The sequence below is a fragment of the Geodermatophilus sp. URMC 60 genome, assembly GCF_053502585.1.
The window spans coordinates 496,072-516,529 of sequence record NZ_CP199958.1; the positions used below are offsets into that span (position 1 = coordinate 496,072).

Consider the following 20,458-nt stretch of genomic DNA (forward strand, 5'->3'; position numbering starts at 1 on the left):
CCGCTACCGGGCTGCCTCCGGTCCGACCCGCAGGCCCAGGGCGGTCACGAGCACCACGGCCTGCCCACCGTCGACCTGGGCGCCGGCCAGCTCGACCTCCCGCGGGTCCAGCGCGGTCAGGTCGCTGCCGCGCAGGTCGGCGCCGGAGAGGTCGGCGCCGGACAGCTGCGCGGCGGAGAGGTCCAGGTGCAGCAGGGTCGCCCCGACCGCCCGCACCTCCGTGAGGTCGGCCTCGCGCATCCGCGCACCGGTGAACGTCGCCCGTGACAGGTCCGCGCGCCGGAGGACGACGAAGGACCAGTCGCCGCCCTCGACGGTGGCCAGGTCGAACGTGCAGCGGTCGAAGGTGCTGCCGACCAGCTTGCAGTCGGTGAAGACGGCCTGGGCGAACGAGCAGCCGGTGAAAGTGCAGTTGACGAACGCGGCGTCGGTGTGCCGGCTGAGGGTGAACCGGCAGTCCCGGAACACGCAGTCGGTGAAGACGGCGCCGTCGTCCGTGGTCTCGGACAGGTCGACGCGGCTGAAGGTGACCCCGGTGTGCTCCTGACCGGAGAGGTCGTCGCCGTACCAGTCCTCGTCGCGGACGTCGGCGCCGCTCACCCCTGCTCCAGCCGGCTGGCGACCCGCGCGGCGACCACCACGGGGTCGTACACCGGCGAGAACGGCGGCGCGTAGGAGAGGTCCGAGCCGGCGAACTCCTCGGCGGTCAGCCCTGCCCAGATCGCCGTCGCGAGGACGTCGATCCGCTTGCCCGCCCCCGGCCCGCCGACGACCTGCGCGCCGAGCAGCTGGCCGGAGCCGCTGTCGCTGACCAGCTTCACCGTGATCGGCTCGGCACCCGGGTAGTAGCCGGCCCGCGTCGTCCCCTCGACGGTCTCGGTGCGGACGTCGTAGCCGGCGGCCTCGGCCTGCCCGCTGCACAGGCCGGTGCGCCCGATCTCCAGGTCCCCCACCTTGGTCAGCGCCGTGCCCAGGACACCGGCGAAGCGGGCGGCCTGCCCCCCGATCACCGAGCCGGCCACCCGGCCCTGCTTGTTGGCGTGCGTGCCCAGCGCGACGTGCACCGCCTCACCGGTCAGCCGGTGGAAGGTCTGGCTGCAGTCACCGGCGGCGTAGACCGCGTCGTGCGAGCGGCTGCGCTGGGTGCGGTCGACCTCGACGGCCCCGGTCTCGCCCAGCCGCAGGCCGGCGGCGCGGGCCAGGTCGACCTCCGGGCCCATGCCCAGCCCGAGGACGACGAGGTCGCAGGGGTAGCTGCCGACGTCGGTGGTGACCGCCCGTGCCGCGCCGTCCGCACCGGTCTCGATCGCCCGCACCGGCTGGTCGGGCTGGACGTCGAGGCCCATGTCGCCCATCGCCTTGCAGATCCGCTCCCCCATGTCGGGGTCGAGCAGGGTCATGGGCAGGTGGTCGGCGAGGACGACGGTGACCTCGAGCCCGCGGGCCTGCAGCACCTCGGCCATCTCCAGGCCGATGTAGCCCCCGCCCAGCACGACCGCCCGGCGGGCACCGGCCGCCACCGCGGCGCGGATGTCGGCGCCGTCGGCCAGCCGGTGCACCCCGTGGACGCCGGGCGCGTCCAGGCCGGGGACGTCCGGGCGCAGCGGCCGGCCACCGGTGGCGAGCACCAGCCGGTCGAAGCCGAGCGTCTCGCCGCCGCTGGTGCGCACCGTGCCGGCGTCGAGGTCGAGCTCCTCGGCGCGGGTGCCGGTGCGGACCTCGATGTCGCGGCTGGCGAACTCCTGCGGCGTGCGGGCGATCAGCCGGTCGCGGTCCTCGACGAGGTCGCCCACCCAGTAGGGGATGCCGCAGGCGGAGAACGAGACCTCCGGGCCCTGCTCGAGGACGGTGACGGCGAGGTCCTCCACCGGCCGCAGCCGCCGGGCCGCTGCAGCGGCGGACATGCCCGCGGCATCTCCTCCGACGACGAGCAGGCGGTCCGCGCTCATGGGGTCTCTGCGCTCATGGGGTCTCCGCGCTCATGGGGTCTCTGCGTTCATGGCGTCTCCGCGCTCATGGGGTCAGCGTGTCCCCGCCGCAGCACCTCACCGGGATCGGGCAGCCCGACGGGTCGAGTGGGGTCGGTCAGGACGCCCCCGGATCCCAGGGCGTCGGCCGGCTCGCCCCACGCCGTCGTCACGGTGATCACGGCGTCACGGTACGACGGGCCCCCGACGATCAGGTCGGTCGACCGAAGCGGGTCCTGGCTCACCACCGGGCGTGAGCCAGGACCGACGACGACCAGCTCAGCTGATCGTCGGGGAGGAGGACCAGCTCACTGCAGGCCGAGGTCGGCGAGGGTGAACGCGGCCCGGTACTCCAGGCCCGCCGCCTCCACCGCGGCCCGCCCGCCGCGGTCCACGACGACCGCCACCGCGACCGGCTCGGCGCCGGCCTCGCGCAGCGCCTCGACGGCGGTCAGCGGGCTGGAGCCGGTCGTGGAGACGTCCTCGACCACGAGGACGGCGCGGCCGGCGACGTCGGGACCCTCGATCCGCCGCTGCAGCCCGTGCGCCTTGCCGGTCTTGCGGACGACGCACGCGTCCAGGAAGCCCTCGCCGGCGGCCGCCGCGTGCAGCATCGCCGTCGCCACCGGGTCGGCGCCCAGGGTGAGCCCGCCGACGACGTCGTAGCGCAGGTCGCCGGTGAGCTGTCGCATGACCCGGCCGACCAGCGGAGCGCCCTCGTGGTGCAGCGTCAGCCGGCGCATGTCGATGTACCAGTCGGCCTCCTGCCCGGAGGACAGCGTCACCCGGCCGTGGACGACGGCGAGGTCGACGACGAGCTCGAGCAGCCGGTCACGGTCGGGCCGGGCGGCCCCCTCCCCGGGTCCCGCTCCGAGGGACGAGGGGCGGGGACGGAGGGGGTCCTTTTCCATGCCGCCGACCCTATTAGGACCCCTCTGCCCCCCCGCCCGCGAGCTCGCGGCGGACCCTGCAGCGGGGCCGGCCGCTCCTCCCCACCGCTCGCAGGCTCGCGGTGGGCCCCTGAGGAAGGCCGTTCCAGCACGCTCAGGCGGACGGGGTGAGGACCTGGTCGACGACGTAGACGGTGGCGTTGAGCGTCGGGAGGTTGCCGCAGATCACCGTCGCGTCGGCGGCGCCCAGCAGGGTCTGGTCGGCGCTGATCGTGAAGACCTCGCCGGCGCGGTCGATGGTGACCCGGCCGCCGTCGAGCGTGGTGTGGGTCCCGGCCAGCTCGCCGGGGGCCAGGCGCCCGGAGATGACGTGGTGGGTGACCAGCGCGGTCAGCCGGGGGATGTCGGCCAGCAGCGGGTCGAGAGTGGCGGTCGGGACGGCGGCGAACGCCTCGTCGACCGGGGCCAGCACGGTGAGGTCCTGGGTCGCGTCGAGGGAGGCGGCGAGCGCGGCCGCGTGCACGGTGACCATCGTGCTGGCCAGCCCGGGGACGCTCGACATCCCGGTGGCCGCGGGCGCGGCGGCGAGGGCGGCCGGGCTGCCCGGGCCCTGGGCCGGCAGGGCGGCGCAGCCGGGGCCGAAGGGGCCGGTCGGGGCAGGCGGAGCGGTCTCCGTCGCGGACGTCGTGGCGGGGGCGCTGCTCGCCGCGGCGACGTCGTCCGCCGGCCCGTCGGAACCGCAGCCGGCCAGCGGCAGTGCCAGCACGGCCGCGGCGGTGAGCAGGGCGCGACGGGTCGGGGTGCGGGTCACGGGTGGGGCTCCTTCGTCGGGGGCGCCGCCATCATCCCCGGCGCGGCACGCGACAGCGTGTAACGGCACGACCGCGATCCGGCACGCCGCACGGGCCGCCGTCCGACAGGACGACGGCCCGCGGCCGGCGGCCACCCTGCAGGGGCCCGCGCCGAGCCTGCGAGGCGCGGGGGGAAGGATGGGTCCTCTCTCAGGCGCCGGCGGGGGCGAGCACCTGGTCGACGATGTAGACGGTGGCGTTCGCCGTCCGGACGTCGCCGCAGATCACCGAGGCCCGGGTGCCGGTCACGGTCCGGGCGACCGTGAAGTCCTCACCGGAGCCCTCGATGGTCACCTCGTCGCCGCCCAGGGTGGTGTGCGTGCCGGCCAGCTCGTCGGGGGCCAGGCGGCCCTCGATGACGTGGTGGCTCAGGATCGCGGTCAGCCGGGCGTTGTCGGCCAGCACCGCCTGCAGCGCGTCGGCCGGGATGGCCTCGAACGCCGGGTTCGCCGGGGCGATGACGGTGATGTCCTGGGCGCTGTTGAGGGTGTCCACGAGGTTGGCCTGCATGACCGCCTGGACCAGGGTCGACAGCACCGGGTTGTTGCTGGCGGCGGTGGCGACCGGGTCGTCGGTCATGCCGGTGAAGGAGCCCTCGCCGTCGGCCGGAACCGCGGTGCAGCCCTCGCCGAAGGGCTCCTCGGAGGCCATGCCGCTGTCGCCGGAGGGCGAGGACGAGCCGCCGCCCATGGCCTCCTCGCCGGCGCTGCTGGCCGCGCTCCCCGCGCTGTTCGCGGCGCCGGATGCGGTGTCCTCGGCGCCGCAGGCGGCCGTGCTCAGCGCCAGGGCCGAGATGCCGGTCAGCAGGGCGGTGCGGGTGAGAGTGCGCTTCACGTCGATCTCCTCGGTCGTCGTGCGGGGTTGCCGGCCCGCGTCCCGGGGACCGGGGCAGGCCGCGCCTGCGGCCGGCGGCCGAGACGTGTACTGGGGTGGGCGGGATCAGGCCGCGACGACCCGGACGGAGTGCAGGCCGCTCGACCCGTCCGGGAACGGGGCGACCCGCTCGTCGGTCTGCACCTCGCCGTCGGCGCTGGTCGCCCGGACGGTGAGCTGGTACGAGCCGGGGGCGAAGTCGTGCGGCAGCACCCACTGCCGCCACAGGTCGGCGTCCACCTGCGGGGACAGCTGCGCCGGCCGCCACGGGCCGTCGTCCACCCGGACGTCGACGGCGCCGATGCCGCGGGTCTGCGCCCAGGCCACGCCGGCGATGGGACGGCGGCCGGCCGGGAAGCGGCGCAGCGGCGCAGGGGTGTCGATGCGGGCGGCGAGCTTGATCGGCGCCCGGGCGGCCCAGTCGCGCTCGGTCCAGTAGGCGTCGTAGGCGTCATAGGTGGAGGCCTCGATGCCCGTCAGCCACTTGCAGGCCGACACGTAGCCGTAGAGGCCGGGGATGAGCATGCGCACCGGGAAGCCGTGCTCCACGGGGAGCGGCTCGCCGTTCATCCCGAAGGCGACCATCGCGTCCTCGACCTCGAGGGCGGACCGGGTCGGGGCGCCGATGGTCATGCCGTCGGAGGAGCGGCAGACCAGCTGGTCGGATCCGCGCTGGATGCCGTTCTCCCGGAGGAGGGCGCCCAGCGGGACGCCGAGCCAGCGCGCCGTCCCGGCCAGCCGGCCGCCGACCTCGTTCGAGACGCAGGTCAGGGTGATGTCGCGCTCGATGACGTCGCCGCGGCCGAGCAGGTCGTCGACCGTGTAGCTGCGCGGGGAGTCGAACATCCCGGTGAGCGTCAGCCGGTGGTCCGCCGGGCTGATCTGCGGCACGGTGATCGCGGTGTCGACCCGGTAGAACTCGCGGTTCGGGGTGAACAGCGGGGTCAGGCCCTCGACCCGCTCGGCGAGGTCGGCGCCGGCCGGCAGCGGCGCGGCCGGCGAGGCCGGTGCCGGGAGGACGAGGTCGGCCCGGGCCCTGCCGACGTCGAAGCGGCTCAGCAGCAGCCGGCCCGCACCGCCGGTCACGACGGCCGCCCCCACGGCGGCGCCGCTGGTGAGGAAGAAGCGGCGGCGGTCGAGGCCGGCGCCCTTGCGGTCGCCGGAGCCGAGGGCCGCCCGCAGGCGCTCGGCGAGCGGCGCCGCGTCGTCGGGAGAGGTGTCCGGACTGTCGGTCGCCGGCACGGTGAGCGGGGCCAGCAGCGCGAGCAGCACTCCGGTCCCCACGAGGGCGCCGACCAGGGCCGGTAGCGCATCGAGCGGCCCGCCGGCGGGGCCGGTGACCGCCGCGGCCGCGCCGACCAGGCCGAACAGCGCGATCCCGGCGACACCGGTCGCCCGGCGGCGCAGCGCCAGGACGCCGAGGACCGCGGCGTACACCGCGACGACGACCAGCGTGCCGACGACGAGGGCGGTCTTGTCGTCCTCGCCGAAGGTCTCGATCGCGAAGGCCTTGACCGGCTCGGGGACGAGGGTGATGACCGTGTCGCCGACCGCGACGACCGGCGAGGACTGCGGGCCGATGAGGCCGGCGACGAGCTCGGCTCCGCCCAGCGCGACGCCGGCGGACAGCAGTCCGGCCGCGGCGGCCAGCGGACGGCGCGCGCGACGGCGCGGCACGTCCGGCCCGGTCGCCGCGGCCGGTGCCTGCTCGGTGGTGGTCACGACTGGTCTTCGGGACCAGCCGCGCTAGGGGTTCAGCACCCCGGTAACAGTTCCGTAACGAACGGTCAGCGCAGTCCGGCCTGCCTGCGGGCGCTCATGGCCCGGTACCACTCGGTGGACGGCCGCAGCGCCAGGGCCACCACGCCGACGATCGTGAGGATCAGCGAGAAGACCGACAGCGAGTCGAGGAAGCCCGACCCCGCGACGCCGCCACCGGCACCGGCCAGGGCGCTGAGGCCGAAGACCGCGCTGATGCCGCCGAGCACCAGGAGCACGATGCGCGCCCAGTTGCGCCCCTTCCAGGCGAACCAGATGAACAGCGCCTGGAGGGCGGTCAGCAGCAGGCCGAGCACCGCACCGAACACGATCCCCGCGCGGATGACCTCCTCCGTGACCGCCGGGTCGTTCGCGACCGCCACGGCCTGCGAGACCAGGCTGTCGATGTCGGAGAACTGCACGAGGGAGGAGATGATGCCGAGGATCAGCGTGGCGAGGAAGGCCCCGACCCCCACGCGCACGGTCGTCGGCCGCTCGGGCGCCTCCTGGGGGAAGGAGTGGCCGGGGGCCGACGGCGCGGCGGCGTAGCCGTAGGGCGGCGGCTGACCCTGCCAGTTCTGCTGCGGGTCCTGCCAGCCGCCCTGCTGGGGGTTCTGCCAGCCGCCCTGCTGGGGGTTCTGCCAGCCGCCCTGTTGGGGGTTCTGCCATCCCTGCTGCTGGGGCGGCGGGCTCGGCCAGCCGCCCTGCTGCGGGGGGTTCTGCCAGCCGCCCTGCCCGGGCGGCGCCTGCCAGCCCGACTGGCCCTCCGGCGGCTGACCCTGCTGGGGGTCCTGCCCGCCCTGCCCTGACGTCATCGCACGCTCCCTCGTTCCACGGGTGTCTGCCCCGATGATCACGGACCCTCCCGGGCCGGGCCAGTGCCGGTCGGCCATCGAGACCGGATCGATGACACTGCGGTCCCCGCGGACCGCACCGCGGTCAGGCCCTCGTCGTGCGCGAGGCCCCGCCGCCCCGGGTGGGACGGCGGGGCCACGGCGACCTCCAGGGGTCCTTCGATCAGCCGCGGCGGACGGTCAGGCCCTCCTCGGCGAGGTCCTCCGGGGCGTCGACGACGACCTCGTCGCCGTCCCGGATGTCACCGGCGAGCAGCGCCTTGGCCAGCTGGTCGCCGATCGCCGACTGCACGAGCCGGCGCAGCGGGCGGGCACCGTAGACCGGGTCGAACCCGTTGATCGCCAGCCACTCGCGCGCGGCGTCGGTTACCCGCAGCGTGAGCCGGCGGGCCGCCAGCCGGCGGGCGAGCACACCGACCTGGATGTCGACGATCCCGGCGAGCTCGTCGCTGCCGAGGGCGTGGAACACCACGACGTCGTCGAGCCGGTTGAGGAACTCCGGCTTGAAGTGCTGCCGGACCACCTCCATCACCGCGTCCCGGCGCCGCTGCTCCTCGATCGACTGGTCGGCGATCAGGTGCGAGCCGAGGTTCGACGTCAGGATCAGGATGGTGTTCCGGAAGTCGACCGTGCGGCCCTGGCCGTCGGTCAGCCGGCCGTCGTCGAGCACCTGGAGCAGCACGTCGAAGACGTCCTGGTGGGCCTTCTCGACCTCGTCGAACAGCACGACCGTGTAGGGCCGCCGCCGCACCGCCTCGGTGAGCTGGCCACCGGACTCGTAGCCGACGTAGCCGGGCGGAGCGCCGACCAGCCGGGCCACCGAGTGCTTCTCGGAGTACTCGCTCATGTCGATGCGGACCATCGCCCGCTCGTCGTCGAACAGGAACTCCGCCAGCGCCTTGGCCAGCTCGGTCTTGCCGACACCGGTCGGGCCGAGGAACAGGAAGGAGCCGGTCGGCCGGTTCGGGTCGGCGACCCCGGAGCGCGCCCGACGCACGGCGTCGGAGACGGCACGGACGGCGTCGGGCTGCCCGACGACGCGCCGGCCGAGCTCGTCCTCCATCCGCAGCAGCTTCTGCGTCTCGCCCTCGAGCAGCCGCCCGGCGGGGATGCCCGTCCAGGCCTGGACGACCTCGGCGATGTCGTCGGGGCCGACCTCCTCCTTGAGCATGGAGTCGGTGCCCGCGACCGAGGCCTCGGCGTCGGCCAGCGCCCTCTCCAGCTGCGGCAGCCGGCCGTAGCGCAGCTCGGCGACCTTGGCCAGCTCGCCGTCCCGCTCGGCCCGCTCGGCCTCCGTGCGCGCCCGCTCCAGCTCCTCCTTGATCTGCTGGATGCGCACGATCGCGCCCTTGTCCTGCTGCCAGCGGGCGGTCAGCTCGTCGAGCTGCTGACGCTTGTCGGCCAGATCGGCCCGCAGGGCCGCCAGCCGCTCCACGGAGGACGGGTCGTCCTCCTTGGACAGCGCCATCTCCTCGATCTCCAGCCGGCGGACGGCGCGCTCCACCTCGTCGACCTCGACCGGCCGGCTGTCGATCTCCATGCGCAGCCGGCTGGCCGCCTCGTCGACCAGGTCGATCGCCTTGTCCGGCAGGAACCGGGCGGTGACGTAGCGGTCCGACAGCGTGGCGGCGGCGACGATGGCCGCGTCGGTGATCCGGACGCCGTGGTGGACCTCGTAGCGCTCCTTGAGGCCGCGCAGGATGCCGATCGTGTCCTCGACCGAGGGCTCGCCGACGAAGACCTGCTGGAAGCGGCGCTCCAGGGCCGGGTCCTTCTCGATGTGCTCGCGGTACTCGTCGAGGGTGGTCGCGCCGACCATCCGCAGCTCGCCGCGGGCCAGCATCGGCTTGATCATGTTGCCGGCGTCCATGGCCGAGTCGCCGGTGGCACCGGCGCCGACGATGGTGTGCAGCTCGTCGATGAAGGTGACGACCTCGCCCTCGGACTCGGCGATCTCCTGCAGGACGGCCTTGAGCCGCTCCTCGAACTCGCCGCGGTACTTGGCGCCGGCGACCATGCTGGCGAGGTCCAGCGCCATCAACCGCTTGCCCTTGAGGCTCTCCGGGACGTCACCGGCCACGATGCGCTGGGCCAGCCCCTCGACGATCGCCGTCTTGCCGACGCCGGGCTCGCCGATCAGCACCGGGTTGTTCTTGGTGCGGCGGGAGAGCACCTGCACGACGCGGCGGATCTCGGTGTCCCGGCCGACGACCGGGTCGATCTTCCCCTCGCGGGCCCGCTCGGTGAGGTCGACGGCGTACTTCTCCAACGCCTGGAAGGTGCTCTCCGGGTCGGCGGTGGTCACCTTGCGGTTCCCGCGGACCGTGCGGAAGGCGGCCAGCAGGGCGTCGCGGGTCGCACCGGCGCTGGTCAGCACCGCGCCGGCCTCACCGTCGGAGCCGGCCAGACCCACCAGCAGGTGCTCGGTCGAGACGAACTCGTCGCCCAGGGCGCTGGCCTGCTCCCCCGCGGCGTTGAGCACGCGGAGCAGCTCGCGGGACGGCGAGGGGGCGGGCACGGTCGCGCCGCTCACGCTCGGCATCCGCCGCAGCGCGGCGTCGGTCTTGGCGCGGACGTCGGCGACGTCGGCCCCCACGGCCTTGAGCAGCGGGGCGGCGATGCCGTCGGTCTGCTCCAGCAGCGCGGCGAGCAGGTGCAGGGGCTCGAGTGCGGCCTGGCCGCGGTCGACCGCGAGCCGCTGGGCGGCCGTGATCGCCTCCTGCGAACGGGTGGTCAGCTTGCTCTGCATGGTCTGCGGGATCGGTCCTCTCGCGCGGGGCCGGCGTGCCGGCCAGCTGTTGTCGAGGAGTTCAACGACGCAAGGGTTGAGCCTGTTCCACTCAACCTCGCTGCGGTCCACCACCCGCACGAGACGCCGCCCCGGCCACTGTGAGGCACGTCAGGGCACTACTGCCCGTAGCGCCGCGTACCGAGGCCCTAGAATCTCGAGGATGACGCGTCTCCCGGCACCGAGCGCGGTCCTCGAGGACCAGCTGTGCTTCGCGCTCTACGCCGCCTCCCGGGCGATGACTGCGCGCTACCGCCCGCTGCTCGACGCCATCGGTCTCACCTATCCCCAGTACCTCGTGATGATGCTCCTGTGGGAGGAGGACAACCAGACCGTCGGGCAACTGGGTGCCCGCCTCTCCCTGGACAGCGGCACGCTCTCCCCGCTGCTCAAGCGGCTCACCACCGCGGGCCTGGTCACCCGCCACCGCCGCGTCGAGGACGAGCGCTCGGTCGCCATCGCGCTGACCGACGCCGGCCGGGCGCTGCGCGACAAGGCCGACGCGATCTCCCACGAGATCATCTGCGCGCTGGACCTGGACCGCGAGGAGTTCGCCGACCTCAAGGCCAAGCTGAACCTGATCACCGAGCGGGTCACCACCAACTGACCCGACGACGGGTTGTCCACGACGGACCGGGGTAGCGCAGCCGCGACATCACATCCCGACGAGGAGGACCCATGCCCACCCGTACCGCTCGCACCGCCTGGAACGGCACCCTGCAGGAGGGCTCCGGTCAGGTCGAGCTGTCCAGTTCGAAGGTCGGCACCTACGAGGTGTCGTTCCCGAAGCGCGCGGCCGAGGAGGCCGACGGCACCACCAGCCCCGAGGAGCTCATCGCGGCGGCGCACTCGTCGTGCTTCGCGATGGCCCTGTCGAACGAGATCGCCAAGGCCGGGGGCACCCCGCAGTCCCTCGAGGTCTCGGCGGACGTCACGCTCGGCCAGAAGGACGGCGGCCCGCACATCACGAAGATCGCGATCACCGTCCGCGGTGAGGTCGAGGGGCTCGACGCCGCCGGGTTCGAGCAGGCCGCCCAGGCCGCCAAGGCCGGCTGCCCGGTGAGCAAGGCGCTCGCCGGCGTCGACGAGATCAGCCTGGACGCCGCTCTGGAGTAGGAGGACCTCGTCCTCCTCACCGCTCGCAGGCTCGCGGCGAGCCCCTGGACGGGGCCGCGGCGGGACCGGGGGGGGGGGAGGCCGTTCGACCTGGTCACCGGGACGGCGGCACGAGCACCGACCAGCCGTGCCGCCGCACCCGCCAGGTCCGCGCCGGGACGCCCTCCTCGACCTCGCCGTCCGCGTCGAGGTCGACCGGCCCCCCGCCGACCGACACCCGGCGGCCGCGCAGCACCAGGACGTCCGGCCGGTCCACGTGCTCCCCGGTGGTCAACGCCGCCGCGAAGGCCGCACGCGCGACCGGGCCGGTCGCGATCGAGATCACCACGTCGGCCAGCCCGTCGTCGGGCTCGGCGCACGGTGCCAGCGGGGTCCCCCCGCCGATCGAGCGGCCCGTGCAGACGCCCAGCATCAGGACCTCGTGGGTCCCGTCGGCCGCCCATCCCTCCGCCGGGTGCGCCGCGACCCGGCCGTCGACCTCGACCCGCAGCGGCCAGCCCGGGCTGCTCACCCCGGCCAGCGCCGCGCCCACGGGGTAGGCGGCCACGCCCAACCGGTCCTTGAGCCGGTCGGCCTGCGCGCCGGCCCGCGCGCCGACCCCGGCGTGCACCGCGTTGACCACCAGGCCCCCGGCGTCGTCGTCGAGGAGGTCCAGCGGCCGCGGCCGGCCGGCGAGGACGGCGTCCGCCCCGGCGTCCGGTTCCAGGGGCAGGCCCAGGGTCCGCGCGAGGTCGTTGCCCGTGCCCCGGGCGATGATGCCCACCGGCTCGGCGGCGTCCAGCGCGCCGGCCCGGTCCAGGGACCGCACCACGGCGTGCACCGAACCGTCGCCGCCCAGCACCACGATGCGGCGTCCGCCCCGGTCGGCGAGGGCCGCGTCCAGCTCGGCCGCCGACCCGGTGGCGACCACCTCGACGTCGGCTCCGGCGCGCAGCGTCCGCACCGCGGCCTCGACCGCGTCGTCCTCCGCCGAGCCGGCGGCCCGGTTGACGACCAGCAGCAACCGAGGCGTCCCGCTCACCGCCGCACCGTAGCCCGCGGCCCCCTGCAGGGCCCCGCGGCGAGCCGGCGAGCCGTGGGGCCCTGCAGGGGTCCTCTCTCAGTGCGACTCGGCGCGGAGCCGCTCGTCGCCGCTCTCGGTCCGCAGCGCCACCTCGCGGATGAGGAGGATGGCGACCACCGCGACCACCGCCACCGCGGCGGAGACGGCGAAGATGCGCCCGGTGGCGTCGCCGTAGGACGCCGCGATCAGCGCCCGCACGGCAGGCGGCGCCTCGGCCAGGTCGGCGAGCCCGGCCCCGCCGGCGCCCTGCGCGGCACCCGGCACCCCGGCCAGGCCCTGCGCGATGAGCTCGCCGACGCGGGAGTCGAGCACCGCTCCGAGGACGGCGACGCCGATGGTGCCGCCCAGGCTGCGGAAGAACGCCACCGCCGAGCTGGCCGCCCCCAGGTCGCGGGCCGCGACGGTGTTCTGCACGGCGAGCACCAGGTTCTGCATCGTCATGCCGATGCCCACGCCGAGGACGAACAGGAAGGCGCCCAGCAGCACCATGTCCGTCTCGTGGTCGATCGTGCCCAGCAGCGCGAAGCCGAGGACGACGAGGAGCGAGCCGGCGACCAGGTAGCGCTTCCACCGCCCGGAGCGGGTGATGAGGATGCCCGACACCGTCGAGGAGATCAGCAGCCCGCCGACCATCGGGAGGGTCAGCAGGCCGGCGGCGGTCGGCGAGTAGCCGCGGGAGATCTGCAGGTACTGCCCGAGGAAGACCGACGAGCCGAACATCGCCACACCGATCGCGATGCTGGCCAGGATCGACAGCGTCGTCGTCCGGTCGCGGAACAGCCGCAGCGGGACGATCGGCTCGGGGGCGCGCAGCTCGGTCACGACGAACGCGGCCACGGCCAGCAGCCCGCCGCCGACGAACAGCGCCGTCTCGACGGACGCCCAGGCGAAGGTGCCGCCGGCGAGGGTGACCCAGATGAGCAGCGCGGAGACGCCGGCGGTGAGGAAGGCCGCACCGAGGTAGTCGATGCGGACGTCGCGCTTGGTCACGGGCAGGTGCAGCGTGCGCTGGAGCAGGACCAGGGCGACGGCGGCGAAGGGCACGCCGACGTAGAAGCACCAGCGCCAGCCCAGCCAGCTGGTGTCGACCAGCAGGCCGCCGATCAGCGGGCCACCGACCGTGGCCACCGCCATGACCGCGCCGATGAGACCGGAGTACCGGCCCCGCTCACGAGGGCTGATCATGGCGGCCATCGCGATCTGCATGAGCGCCTGGATGCCGCCGAGACCGAGGCCCTGCAGCACCCGCCAGGCGATCAGCGTCTCGACCGACTGGGCCAGGCCCGCCAGCATCGAGCCGACGATGAACACCACGATCGAGATCTGGATCAGCAGCTTCTTGCTGTAGAGGTCGGCGAGCTTGCCCCAGATCGGGGTCGAGGCGGTGGAGGCCAGAAGCGTCGCGGTGACCACCCAGGTGTACTGGCCCTGGGTGCCGTGCAGCTCGGTGATGATCGTCGGCAGGGCGTTCGAGACGACGGTCGAGGACAGGAACGCCACGAACATCGCCAGCAACATGCCGGACAGCGCCGAGAGGATCTGCCGGTGGGTCATCCGGCCCTGCTGCTCGGCAGGGGCGATGTCGGCAGGGGCCATGTCTGCGGGGAGGCTGTCTGCGGGGAGGCTGTCTGCGGGGAGGCTGTCTGCGGGGAGGCTGTCTGCGGGGAGGCTGTCTGCGGGGAGGCTGTCTGCGGGGAGGCTGTCTGCGGGCGCCGCGGTGGCGACGGCCGCGGTGCGGTCGTCGCGGGTGGTGGTGGCCACGGTTCTCCTGGTCTGGCGGGTGCGGGTGGGAGGCGGTGAGAGGGGGCCGCGGGTCACGGGACGGCGACCGACGCCTGGTCGAGGTCGGTCGCGAGCCGCTCCAGCAGCCCGGACAGCAGGCGGGCGTCGTCCTCGTCCCAGCCGGCCAGCGCGGTGCCGGCCCACTGGGCGCGCAGGGCGCGGGTGACGGCCAGCGTCCGGGCGCCCTCCTCGGTGAGGTGCATGAGGCTGGCCCGCCCGTCGTGCGGGTCGGGACGGCGCTGGACGTAGCCGGACCGCTCGAGGACGGCCAGCTGACGGCTGGCGACGGAGACGTCGACGCCGGCCCGCGTCGCGAGGGCGCTGCAGCGCTGCTCGCCGTCCTGCTCCAGGGGCACGAGCAGCGCCCAGCCGAACGAGGGCAGGTCGCCGTAGAGGGAGTTCGCCGCGCGGACGCTCAGGTGGCGGCCGCTGCGGATGACCCGGGCGAGGCCGGTGGTCAGCCGGTCACGGGTCTCGGGGGAGATGGGCACGTCGCCGTCCTGGAGAGGTTGCTTGCGTACTGCAACCATACCTCTAGTTGGTTGCTGTAGGCAACGACTCCCCGGTCACGACCCGGGACGGCGACGGCCGCGCCGCCCCTCTCGGGGACGACGCGGCCGCGGACGTTCGGGTGGAGCCGGTTCTAGGCGAGAGCTTCGAGCACCAGCTCCAGCGGGTGCCGGGCGGTGCGCTCGGTGCCGTGGTGGATCTGCTGGCGGCAGGAGACGCCGGTCGCGGCGATCACCGCGTCGGCATCCGCGGCACGGACCGCCGGGAAGAGCCGGTCCTCCCCCACCTGCAGCGAGACGTCGTAGTGCTCGGACTCGAAGCCGAAGGACCCCGCCATCCCGCAGCAGCCGGCGTCGAGCTCCTGCACCGTCACACCGGGGATCCGCTGCAGCAGCGCGACGGTCGCCGCCGTCCCGGCCTCGGCCTTCTGGTGGCAGTGCCCGTGGAAGACGATGGTGCGGCCGGCCAGCCAGCTGTCCTCCCGCAGCCGCAGTCGACCCGCGTCGATCGCCTCGACGAGGAGCTCCTCCGGCAGCCGGACCCGCGCCGCGACGTCGCGGACGTTCGGGTCGTCGGGCAGGAGCTCGACGTGCTCGGCACGCAGCGTGAGGATGCAGGAGGGCTCGCAGCCCACGATCGGCGAGCCGGGCTCGGTGCCCTCGCACAGGTTCGCCGCCAGCTTGCGCGCCTTGCCCCGGGCGTCGTCCAGCAGGCCCTTGGAGATGCTGGGGCGGCCGCAGCAGCCCTTGCTCTCCAGCCGCACCGAGTGGCCGGCGGCCTCCAGCAGCTGCACCACGGCCTGTCCGATGCCGGGCTCGGTGTAGCTGGTGAAGGAGTCCGCGAGCAGGGTGACGGTGCCCTGGGTGGGGGCGGCCGGCGCCCGGTGCCTGCGGAACCAGCGCGCCAGCGTCTGGCGGTGGAAGACCGGCAGCTCCCGCTGGCGGGCGATGCCGAGCCGGGAGTCCATCAGCGCCCGCAGCGGCGTGATCCGCCCCGGCAGGTTCGACAGCGGCGCGGTCGCCGAGCCGAGCTTGTTCAGCGTGCGGATGGCGGCGAAGGCCCGGGAGCGCAGCGGGGTGCCGTGGACGTCGTGCTTGGCCGCCAGCGCCTCGCTCTTCAGCGCGCTCACGTCCACGCCCAGCGGGCACTCGCTCTTGCACGCCTTGCACATCAGGCACAGGTCCAGCGCCTCGTGCAGCCGCTCGTCGGCGAGCGCGGTGTGCGGGTCGGGGTCGCTGAGCGCCTTGACGATCGCGTTGGCCCGGCCGCGGGTGGAGTGCTCCTCCATCCGGGTCGCGATGTAGGAGGGGCACATCGCACCGGACGTGGACTTCCGGCACAGCCCGATGTTCATGCAGCGGTCCGCGGCGCCGAACATCCCGCCGACGACGTCGAACTGCAGCCGGGTGTGCAGCGGCCCGGGCACCGGCCGGTTCGCGTCGCGCAGGTGCTCGGTCATCGACGGCGAGTCGACGATCTTGCCCGGGTTCAGCCGGCCCTCGGGGTCGAAGACCGCCTTGACCTGGCGGAACGCCTCGTACAGCTCGTCGCCGAACAGCTCCCGGTTGAACTCGCTGCGGGCCAGGCCGTCACCGTGCTCGCTGGAGTTCACCCCGCCGTACTCGCGGACGAGGTCCTTGACCTCGACCGCGACCGCACGCATGACCTCGACCTGGCCGGGCTCGCTCAGGTCGACGAACGGCCGGATGTGCAGGCAGCCGACCGAGCAGTGCCCGTAGAACCCGGCCTCCAGCCCGTGCCGGTCCAGCACGTCCTTGAACCGCGCGGTGTACTCCGCCAGGTGCTTCGGGTCCACGGCGGTGTCCTCGACGAAGGCCAGGGGCCGGCGAGCGCCCACGGAGTTGGCCATGAGCAGCCCGAGGGCCGACTTGCGGACCTTCAGCAGCGCGGCCTGCTGAGCAGGCGTGACCGCACGCAGGGTGTGGTAGCCGTGGCCGTTGCGCTCCCAGACCTCGGTCAGCCGGTCCATCTGCGCGACCAGCTCGGTCTCGTCGTCGCCGGTGAAGGAGACGAACAGCAGCGCGTCGGGGTCGCCGACGAGGATCTTCCCGAGGCCGGCGTACTCGATCTTCTGCCGGGACAGGTCGAGGATCGTGCGGTCGAGCAGCTCGACCTGGGCCGGGTCGCAGGTCAGCGCGTCCTCGGTGGCGTTGATCGCGCCCTGCACCGTCTCGAAGTGCCCGACCGCGAACACCTGCTTGGCGGGCTTGTCGACCAGCCCGACCTTCGCGGAGGTGACGATCGCCAGGGTGCCCTCGGAGCCGACGATGAACTTGGCCAGGTCGAACGGCTGCCCGTCGGCCAGCCGGTCCAGCCGGTAGCCGCCGGCCCGCCGCCAGAACTGCGGGAAGCCGGTCTCGATCGCCGCGGCGTGCTCGGCGACCAGCTCGGGCAGCCGGCGGTAGACGGCCGCCTCGAGGGTGTCGCCCTGCGCCCGGCGCGCCCGCTCGGCCTCGTCGACGACGCCGAAGGTGGCCGACGACCCGTCGGCCAGGACGACGTCGACCTCCAGGACGTGGTCGATGGTCATGCCGAACCGCACCGACCCGCTGCCGGCGGAGTTGTTGCCGATCATCCCGCCGATCGTCGCCCGGTTGGACGTGGAGGTGTCCGGCCCGAACATCAGCTTGTGCGGTGCCGCGGCACGGTTCAGGTCGTCCTGCACCACCCCCGGCTCGACCCGGGCGGTGCGAGCCGCAGGGTCCACCTCGGTGATCCGGTGCATGTGCCGCGACAGGTCCAGCACCAGGCCCGGGCCCACCGTCTGGCCGGCCAGGCTGGTGCCCGCGCCGCGGGCCAGCACCGGGACGCCCGCCTCCCCCGCCAGCCGCACCGCGGCCGCCACGTCCGCCGCGTGCCGCGGGTAGGCCACGCCCAGCGGCGTCATGCTGTACATCGACGCGTCCTGACTGAACAGGTGGCGCGTGTAGTCGTCGAAGGCGACCTCGCCGTCCAGGACCCGGCCGAGTTCCCGCTCGAGGTCCGTCGCGAACGCCGGTCCAGGCCGCTCGGGAGCGGCCGTCACGGCTGCGTGAGCAGGTCGAGAGCCGCCTGCAGGCCGTCGGTGCTGATCTTGACCCCGCTGCGGACCAGGCCCATCTGCACGCCGGCCAGGGTGCCCGCGAGCATCAGGTCGTTGAAGTGGCCGAGGTGGCCGATCCGGAACACCTTGCCGGCCAGCCTGCCCAGGCCCGCGCCGAGGGACATGTCGTAGCTCGAGAGGATCACCCGGCGGACCTCGTCGGCGTCGTACTCGTCCGGCAGCAGGATCGCGGTGAGCGAGCCGGAGTACTCCCGCTCGTCGAGGGCCAGCACCTCCAGGCCCCACCCGCGCACCGCGGCACGGGTGGCGGCGGCGTGCCGCTGGTGCCGGGCGTAGACGTTCGGCAGGCCCTCCTCGTCGAGCATCCGCAGCGCCTCGCGCAGGCCGTAGAGGATGTTCGTGGCCGGGGTGTAGGGCCAGAACCCGCGCTCGTTGGCGGCCAGGATCGGCTGCCAGTCCCAGTAGCTGTGCGGCAGCCCCGCCGTTCGGGACGCCTCCAGCGCCTTGTCGCTGACGGCGTTGAAGCTGATGCCCGGCGGGAGCATGAGCCCCTTCTGCGACCCGGAGATCGTGACGTCGACCCCCCACTCGTCGTGGCGGTAGTCGATGCTGCCGAGCGAGGAGATGGTGTCGACGAGGTAGAGCGCCGGGTGCTGCGCGGCGTCGATGGCCGCGCGGATCTCCCCGACCCGGCTGGTGACGCCGGTGGAGGTCTCGTTGTGCACCACCATGACGGCCTTGATCTCGTGGCCGGTGTCGGCCGACAACCGCTCGTGCACCGCCTCGGGCGGCACGCCGTGCCGCCAGTCACCGGGGACGAACTCGACCTCCAGGCCGAGCTTGCGGGCCATCTCCTGCCACAGGGTGGCGAAGTGGCCGGTCTCGAAGCAGAGGACGCGGTCGCCCGGGGACAGCGTGTTGGTCAGCGCCGCCTCCCACGCGCCGGTGCCCGACGCCGGGTAGATCACCACGGGGTTGGTGGTGCCGAACGGCGCCTTGACCGCCTCGAGCACCTCCGTGCCGAGGGCGGCGAACTCCGGCCCGCGGTGGTCGATCGTCGGCATGTCCATGGCCCGCAGTACGCGGTCGGGCACGTTGGTGGGTCCCGGGATCTGCAGGAAGTGACGTCCACCCGTGCTCGTCGCCGTGGTTGGCATGGCATCGCCCTCTCGCCGCCAGGTGTTCCGGGCCACCTGCCCGGACTCCACGATGCGGGACGCTACTACCGCATCCCGGACCCATGTCGGGCAGGCCGCTTCGGGCTGTGACGCTTGACACCGTCGCCTCAAGATCCTTGAATGCCCGATGGACGGGACCTCGTTCCCGCATCGTGGAAGACCCGGACGGCGCCGCGGCGTCCCGTCCCGACCGTCAGGGGACATCGATGTCCGTGCAGCTGTTGTCGATCCTCGTGCTGTTGGCGATCTTCCTGATCTCCACGGTGCTACCCGTGCACATGGGCGTGCTCGCGTTCGTCGCCACCTTCGTGGCCGGCTACTTCATCTTCGGGACCGAGGAGTACGCCGACACGATCTACGGCTTCTTCCCGGGCGAGCTGTTCATCGTCCTGGTCGGCGTCACGTTCCTGTTCGCCATCGCCAAGAACAACGGCACGGTGGACTGGCTGGTCAGCGCATCGGTGAAGGCCTCCGGCGGCCGGCTGTGGGCCATCCCGTGGGTCATGTTCACCGTCACCGGTGTGCTCACCGCCATCGGCGGCGTCGTCCCGGCCTGTGTGGCGATCATCGCGCCGGTGGGCATGGCCTTCGCCCGCCGCTACCAGATCAACCCGGTCCTCATGGGCCTGTTCATCATCAACGGGGCCACGGCCGGCGGCTTCTCGCCGCTGTCCATCTTCGGCGTCATCACCAACACCGTCGTGGCGGACAACGGCCTGCCCGGCAGCCCGGCCTTCCTCTGGGGCGCCTCGATCGTCGCCAACGCGCTGCTCAGCATCGTCGTCTTCTTCCTCTTCGGCGGGCGCAAGCTGCTGGGCAACGCCACCCGCGTCGAGCTGGACGGCTCCGCCCCGGCCGGTCCCGACGGCCGGGGCGCGGAGCCGGTCCCCGTCGGCAGCTCCGGCACGGCCGGCGCCGCCGGCACCGGCCCCGGCGGTGCCGCTGCGGCGCCCGGCCGCTCCACCGCAGGTGAGCGCGCCGACCGGACCTCCGTGCAGACCACCGCGCTGAAGACCCCCGAGCCCGAGGCACCGGTCACCACCCTGGACCGCGACCGCGTGCTGACCCTGGTCGGGCTGGTGCTGCTGGTGGTCGGGGCGCTGGTCTTCCAGCTCGAGATCGGCCTGATGGCCCTGACCATCGCCGCGGTGCTGTCCCTGGTGGCCCCCGCCGGCGCCAAGGGCGCCGTGGGTCAGGTGGCCTGGCCGACGGTGCTGCTCATCTGCGGGATCGTCACCTACGTCGGCCTGCTGCAGGAGCTGGACACCCCCGGCTGGCTCGGTGACAACGTCGCCTCCCTCGGCGTTCCGATGATCGCCGCCCTGCTGATCTGCTACATCGGTGCCGTCGTCTCCGCCTTCGCCTCGACGACCGGCATCCTGGGCGCGCTCATCCCGCTGGCGGTGCCGTTCCTGCTGGGCAGCGACGCCATCGGCGCGATCGGCCTGATCACCGCCCTCGCCCTGTCGTCGTCCATCGTCGACTCCAGCCCCTTCTCGACCAGCGGGGCCCTCGTCGTCGCCAACTCCAACCCCGAGGACCGGGACCGGGTCTTCCGGACCCTGATGATCTGGGGCTTCTCGATGGTGGCGCTCATCCCGCCGGTCACGTGGCTGGTCCTCGTCGTCCCCGGCTGGCTGTGACGCCCCCGCAGCACTGACCGCTCCACCCGACTGCGCCCCGGCCGGCTGCCCGCCGCCGGGGCGCAGCCGTGCGCGGGCCACGATGAGCCCGCCCCTCGGCCCACCACCCGAATCAGCACGC

General features: G+C 73.8%; 17 protein-coding genes. 3 read left to right on the top strand and 14 right to left on the bottom strand.

All coding sequences use genetic code 11. The features are described 5' to 3' along the window. Window positions 1-3 precede the first annotated feature (3 nt). The 9 genes from ACWIX3_RS02420 to clpB all read right to left on the bottom strand — a co-directional run bounded on the left by ACWIX3_RS02420 (window position 4) and on the right by clpB (window position 9,942). Complete coding sequence (locus ACWIX3_RS02420; protein WP_448610486.1) at window positions 4-600, bottom strand: pentapeptide repeat-containing protein; 597 nt, start codon at window positions 598-600, stop codon at window positions 4-6. Then, complete coding sequence (locus tag ACWIX3_RS02425) at window positions 597-1,949, bottom strand: FAD-dependent oxidoreductase (protein ID WP_448610487.1); 1,353 nt, start codon at window positions 1,947-1,949, stop codon at window positions 597-599. Before ACWIX3_RS02425 ends, ACWIX3_RS02420 begins: the two co-directional genes overlap by 4 nt. Window positions 1,950-1,996: 47 nt before the next feature. After that, window positions 1,997-2,149: a hypothetical protein gene (locus tag ACWIX3_RS02430; RefSeq protein WP_448610488.1), complete on the bottom strand. Its 153-nt coding sequence runs from the start codon at window positions 2,147-2,149 to the stop codon at window positions 1,997-1,999. A gap of 126 nt (window positions 2,150-2,275) precedes the next feature. Then, window positions 2,276-2,878, bottom strand: coding sequence for an orotate phosphoribosyltransferase (gene pyrE / locus ACWIX3_RS02435; protein ID WP_448610489.1), 603 nt, complete (start codon window positions 2,876-2,878; stop codon window positions 2,276-2,278). Between the two features lie 133 nt (window positions 2,879-3,011). Further along, the gene (locus ACWIX3_RS02440; protein ID WP_448610490.1) at window positions 3,012-3,668 is read right to left on the bottom strand and encodes a fasciclin domain-containing protein; all 657 of its coding nucleotides are present in this window, start codon (window positions 3,666-3,668) and stop codon (window positions 3,012-3,014) included. Window positions 3,669-3,858: 190 nt separating this feature from the next. Continuing rightward, window positions 3,859-4,542, bottom strand: a complete 684-nt coding sequence (locus ACWIX3_RS02445) for a fasciclin domain-containing protein (RefSeq protein ID WP_448610491.1) — start codon at window positions 4,540-4,542, stop codon at window positions 3,859-3,861. A 105-nt stretch (window positions 4,543-4,647) separates the two neighbouring features. Beyond that, window positions 4,648-6,303, bottom strand: a complete 1,656-nt coding sequence (locus ACWIX3_RS02450; RefSeq protein WP_448610492.1) for a molybdopterin-dependent oxidoreductase — start codon at window positions 6,301-6,303, stop codon at window positions 4,648-4,650. 65 nt (window positions 6,304-6,368) lie between these two features. Beyond that, entirely contained in the window at window positions 6,369-7,154 is a 786-nt protein-coding gene (locus tag ACWIX3_RS02455; protein WP_448610493.1) for a hypothetical protein, read from the bottom strand. A gap of 202 nt (window positions 7,155-7,356) precedes the next feature. Then, window positions 7,357-9,942 carry an ATP-dependent chaperone ClpB gene (clpB, locus tag ACWIX3_RS02460; protein ID WP_448610494.1) on the bottom strand — a complete coding sequence of 862 codons (2,586 nt, stop codon included), beginning with the start codon at window positions 9,940-9,942 and terminating at the stop codon, window positions 7,357-7,359. 202 nt (window positions 9,943-10,144) lie between these two features. On the opposite strand from clpB, the gene ACWIX3_RS02465 reads away from it, so the two are divergent. Both ACWIX3_RS02465 and ACWIX3_RS02470 read left to right on the top strand, forming a co-directional pair. Further along, window positions 10,145-10,588, top strand: a complete 444-nt coding sequence (locus ACWIX3_RS02465; RefSeq protein WP_448610495.1) for a MarR family winged helix-turn-helix transcriptional regulator — start codon at window positions 10,145-10,147, stop codon at window positions 10,586-10,588. A 71-nt stretch (window positions 10,589-10,659) separates the two neighbouring features. Continuing rightward, window positions 10,660-11,097 carry an OsmC family peroxiredoxin gene (locus ACWIX3_RS02470; protein WP_448610496.1) on the top strand — a complete coding sequence of 146 codons (438 nt, stop codon included), beginning with the start codon at window positions 10,660-10,662 and terminating at the stop codon, window positions 11,095-11,097. A gap of 94 nt (window positions 11,098-11,191) precedes the next feature. Here the strand turns inward: ACWIX3_RS02470 and ACWIX3_RS02475 are convergent, their stop codons facing one another. The 5 genes from ACWIX3_RS02475 to ACWIX3_RS02495 all read right to left on the bottom strand — a co-directional run bounded on the left by ACWIX3_RS02475 (window position 11,192) and on the right by ACWIX3_RS02495 (window position 18,673). Further along, a complete protein-coding gene (locus tag ACWIX3_RS02475) occupies window positions 11,192-12,118 on the bottom strand; it encodes a diacylglycerol/lipid kinase family protein (protein ID WP_448610497.1) in 927 nt (308 codons plus the stop codon). Between the two features lie 78 nt (window positions 12,119-12,196). Further along, a complete protein-coding gene (locus tag ACWIX3_RS02480) occupies window positions 12,197-13,756 on the bottom strand; it encodes an MDR family MFS transporter (protein WP_448610498.1) in 1,560 nt (519 codons plus the stop codon). Between the two features lie 218 nt (window positions 13,757-13,974). Then, complete coding sequence (locus ACWIX3_RS02485) at window positions 13,975-14,433, bottom strand: MarR family winged helix-turn-helix transcriptional regulator (RefSeq protein WP_448610499.1); 459 nt, start codon at window positions 14,431-14,433, stop codon at window positions 13,975-13,977. A gap of 152 nt (window positions 14,434-14,585) precedes the next feature. Further along, window positions 14,586-17,498, bottom strand: coding sequence for an FAD-binding and (Fe-S)-binding domain-containing protein (locus tag ACWIX3_RS02490; protein WP_448610500.1), 2,913 nt, complete (start codon window positions 17,496-17,498; stop codon window positions 14,586-14,588). Beyond that, on the bottom strand, window positions 17,495-18,673 hold the full coding sequence (locus ACWIX3_RS02495; protein WP_448610501.1) for a pyridoxal-phosphate-dependent aminotransferase family protein: 1,179 nt from the start codon (window positions 18,671-18,673) through the stop codon (window positions 17,495-17,497). Before ACWIX3_RS02495 ends, ACWIX3_RS02490 begins: the two co-directional genes overlap by 4 nt. Window positions 18,674-18,900: 227 nt before the next feature. Here ACWIX3_RS02495 and ACWIX3_RS02500 point away from each other — a divergent pair, with 227 nt between their 5' ends. After that, the gene (locus tag ACWIX3_RS02500) at window positions 18,901-20,337 is read left to right on the top strand and encodes an SLC13 family permease (protein WP_448610502.1); all 1,437 of its coding nucleotides are present in this window, start codon (window positions 18,901-18,903) and stop codon (window positions 20,335-20,337) included. Window positions 20,338-20,458 lie beyond the last annotated feature (121 nt).

Bases quoted from the DNA above. Each gene is read 5' to 3' on its own strand.
- ACWIX3_RS02425 (WP_448610487.1), bottom strand. From the start codon at position 1,949: ATGAGCGCGGACCGCCTGCTCGTCGTCGGAGGAGATGCCGCGGGCATG.
- pyrE (WP_448610489.1), bottom strand. From the start codon at position 2,878: ATGGAAAAGGACCCCCTCCGTCCCCGCCCCTCGTCCCTCGGAGCGGGA.
- ACWIX3_RS02455 (WP_448610493.1), bottom strand. From the start codon at position 7,154: ATGACGTCAGGGCAGGGCGGGCAGGACCCCCAGCAGGGTCAGCCGCCG.
- clpB (WP_448610494.1), bottom strand. From the start codon at position 9,942: ATGCAGAGCAAGCTGACCACCCGTTCGCAGGAGGCGATCACGGCCGCC.
- ACWIX3_RS02465 (WP_448610495.1), top strand. From the start codon at position 10,145: ATGACGCGTCTCCCGGCACCGAGCGCGGTCCTCGAGGACCAGCTGTGC.
- ACWIX3_RS02470 (WP_448610496.1), top strand. From the start codon at position 10,660: ATGCCCACCCGTACCGCTCGCACCGCCTGGAACGGCACCCTGCAGGAG.
- ACWIX3_RS02480 (WP_448610498.1), bottom strand. From the start codon at position 13,756: ATGGCCCCTGCCGACATCGCCCCTGCCGAGCAGCAGGGCCGGATGACC.
- ACWIX3_RS02495 (WP_448610501.1), bottom strand. From the start codon at position 18,673: ATGCCAACCACGGCGACGAGCACGGGTGGACGTCACTTCCTGCAGATC.
- ACWIX3_RS02500 (WP_448610502.1), top strand. From the start codon at position 18,901: ATGTCCGTGCAGCTGTTGTCGATCCTCGTGCTGTTGGCGATCTTCCTG.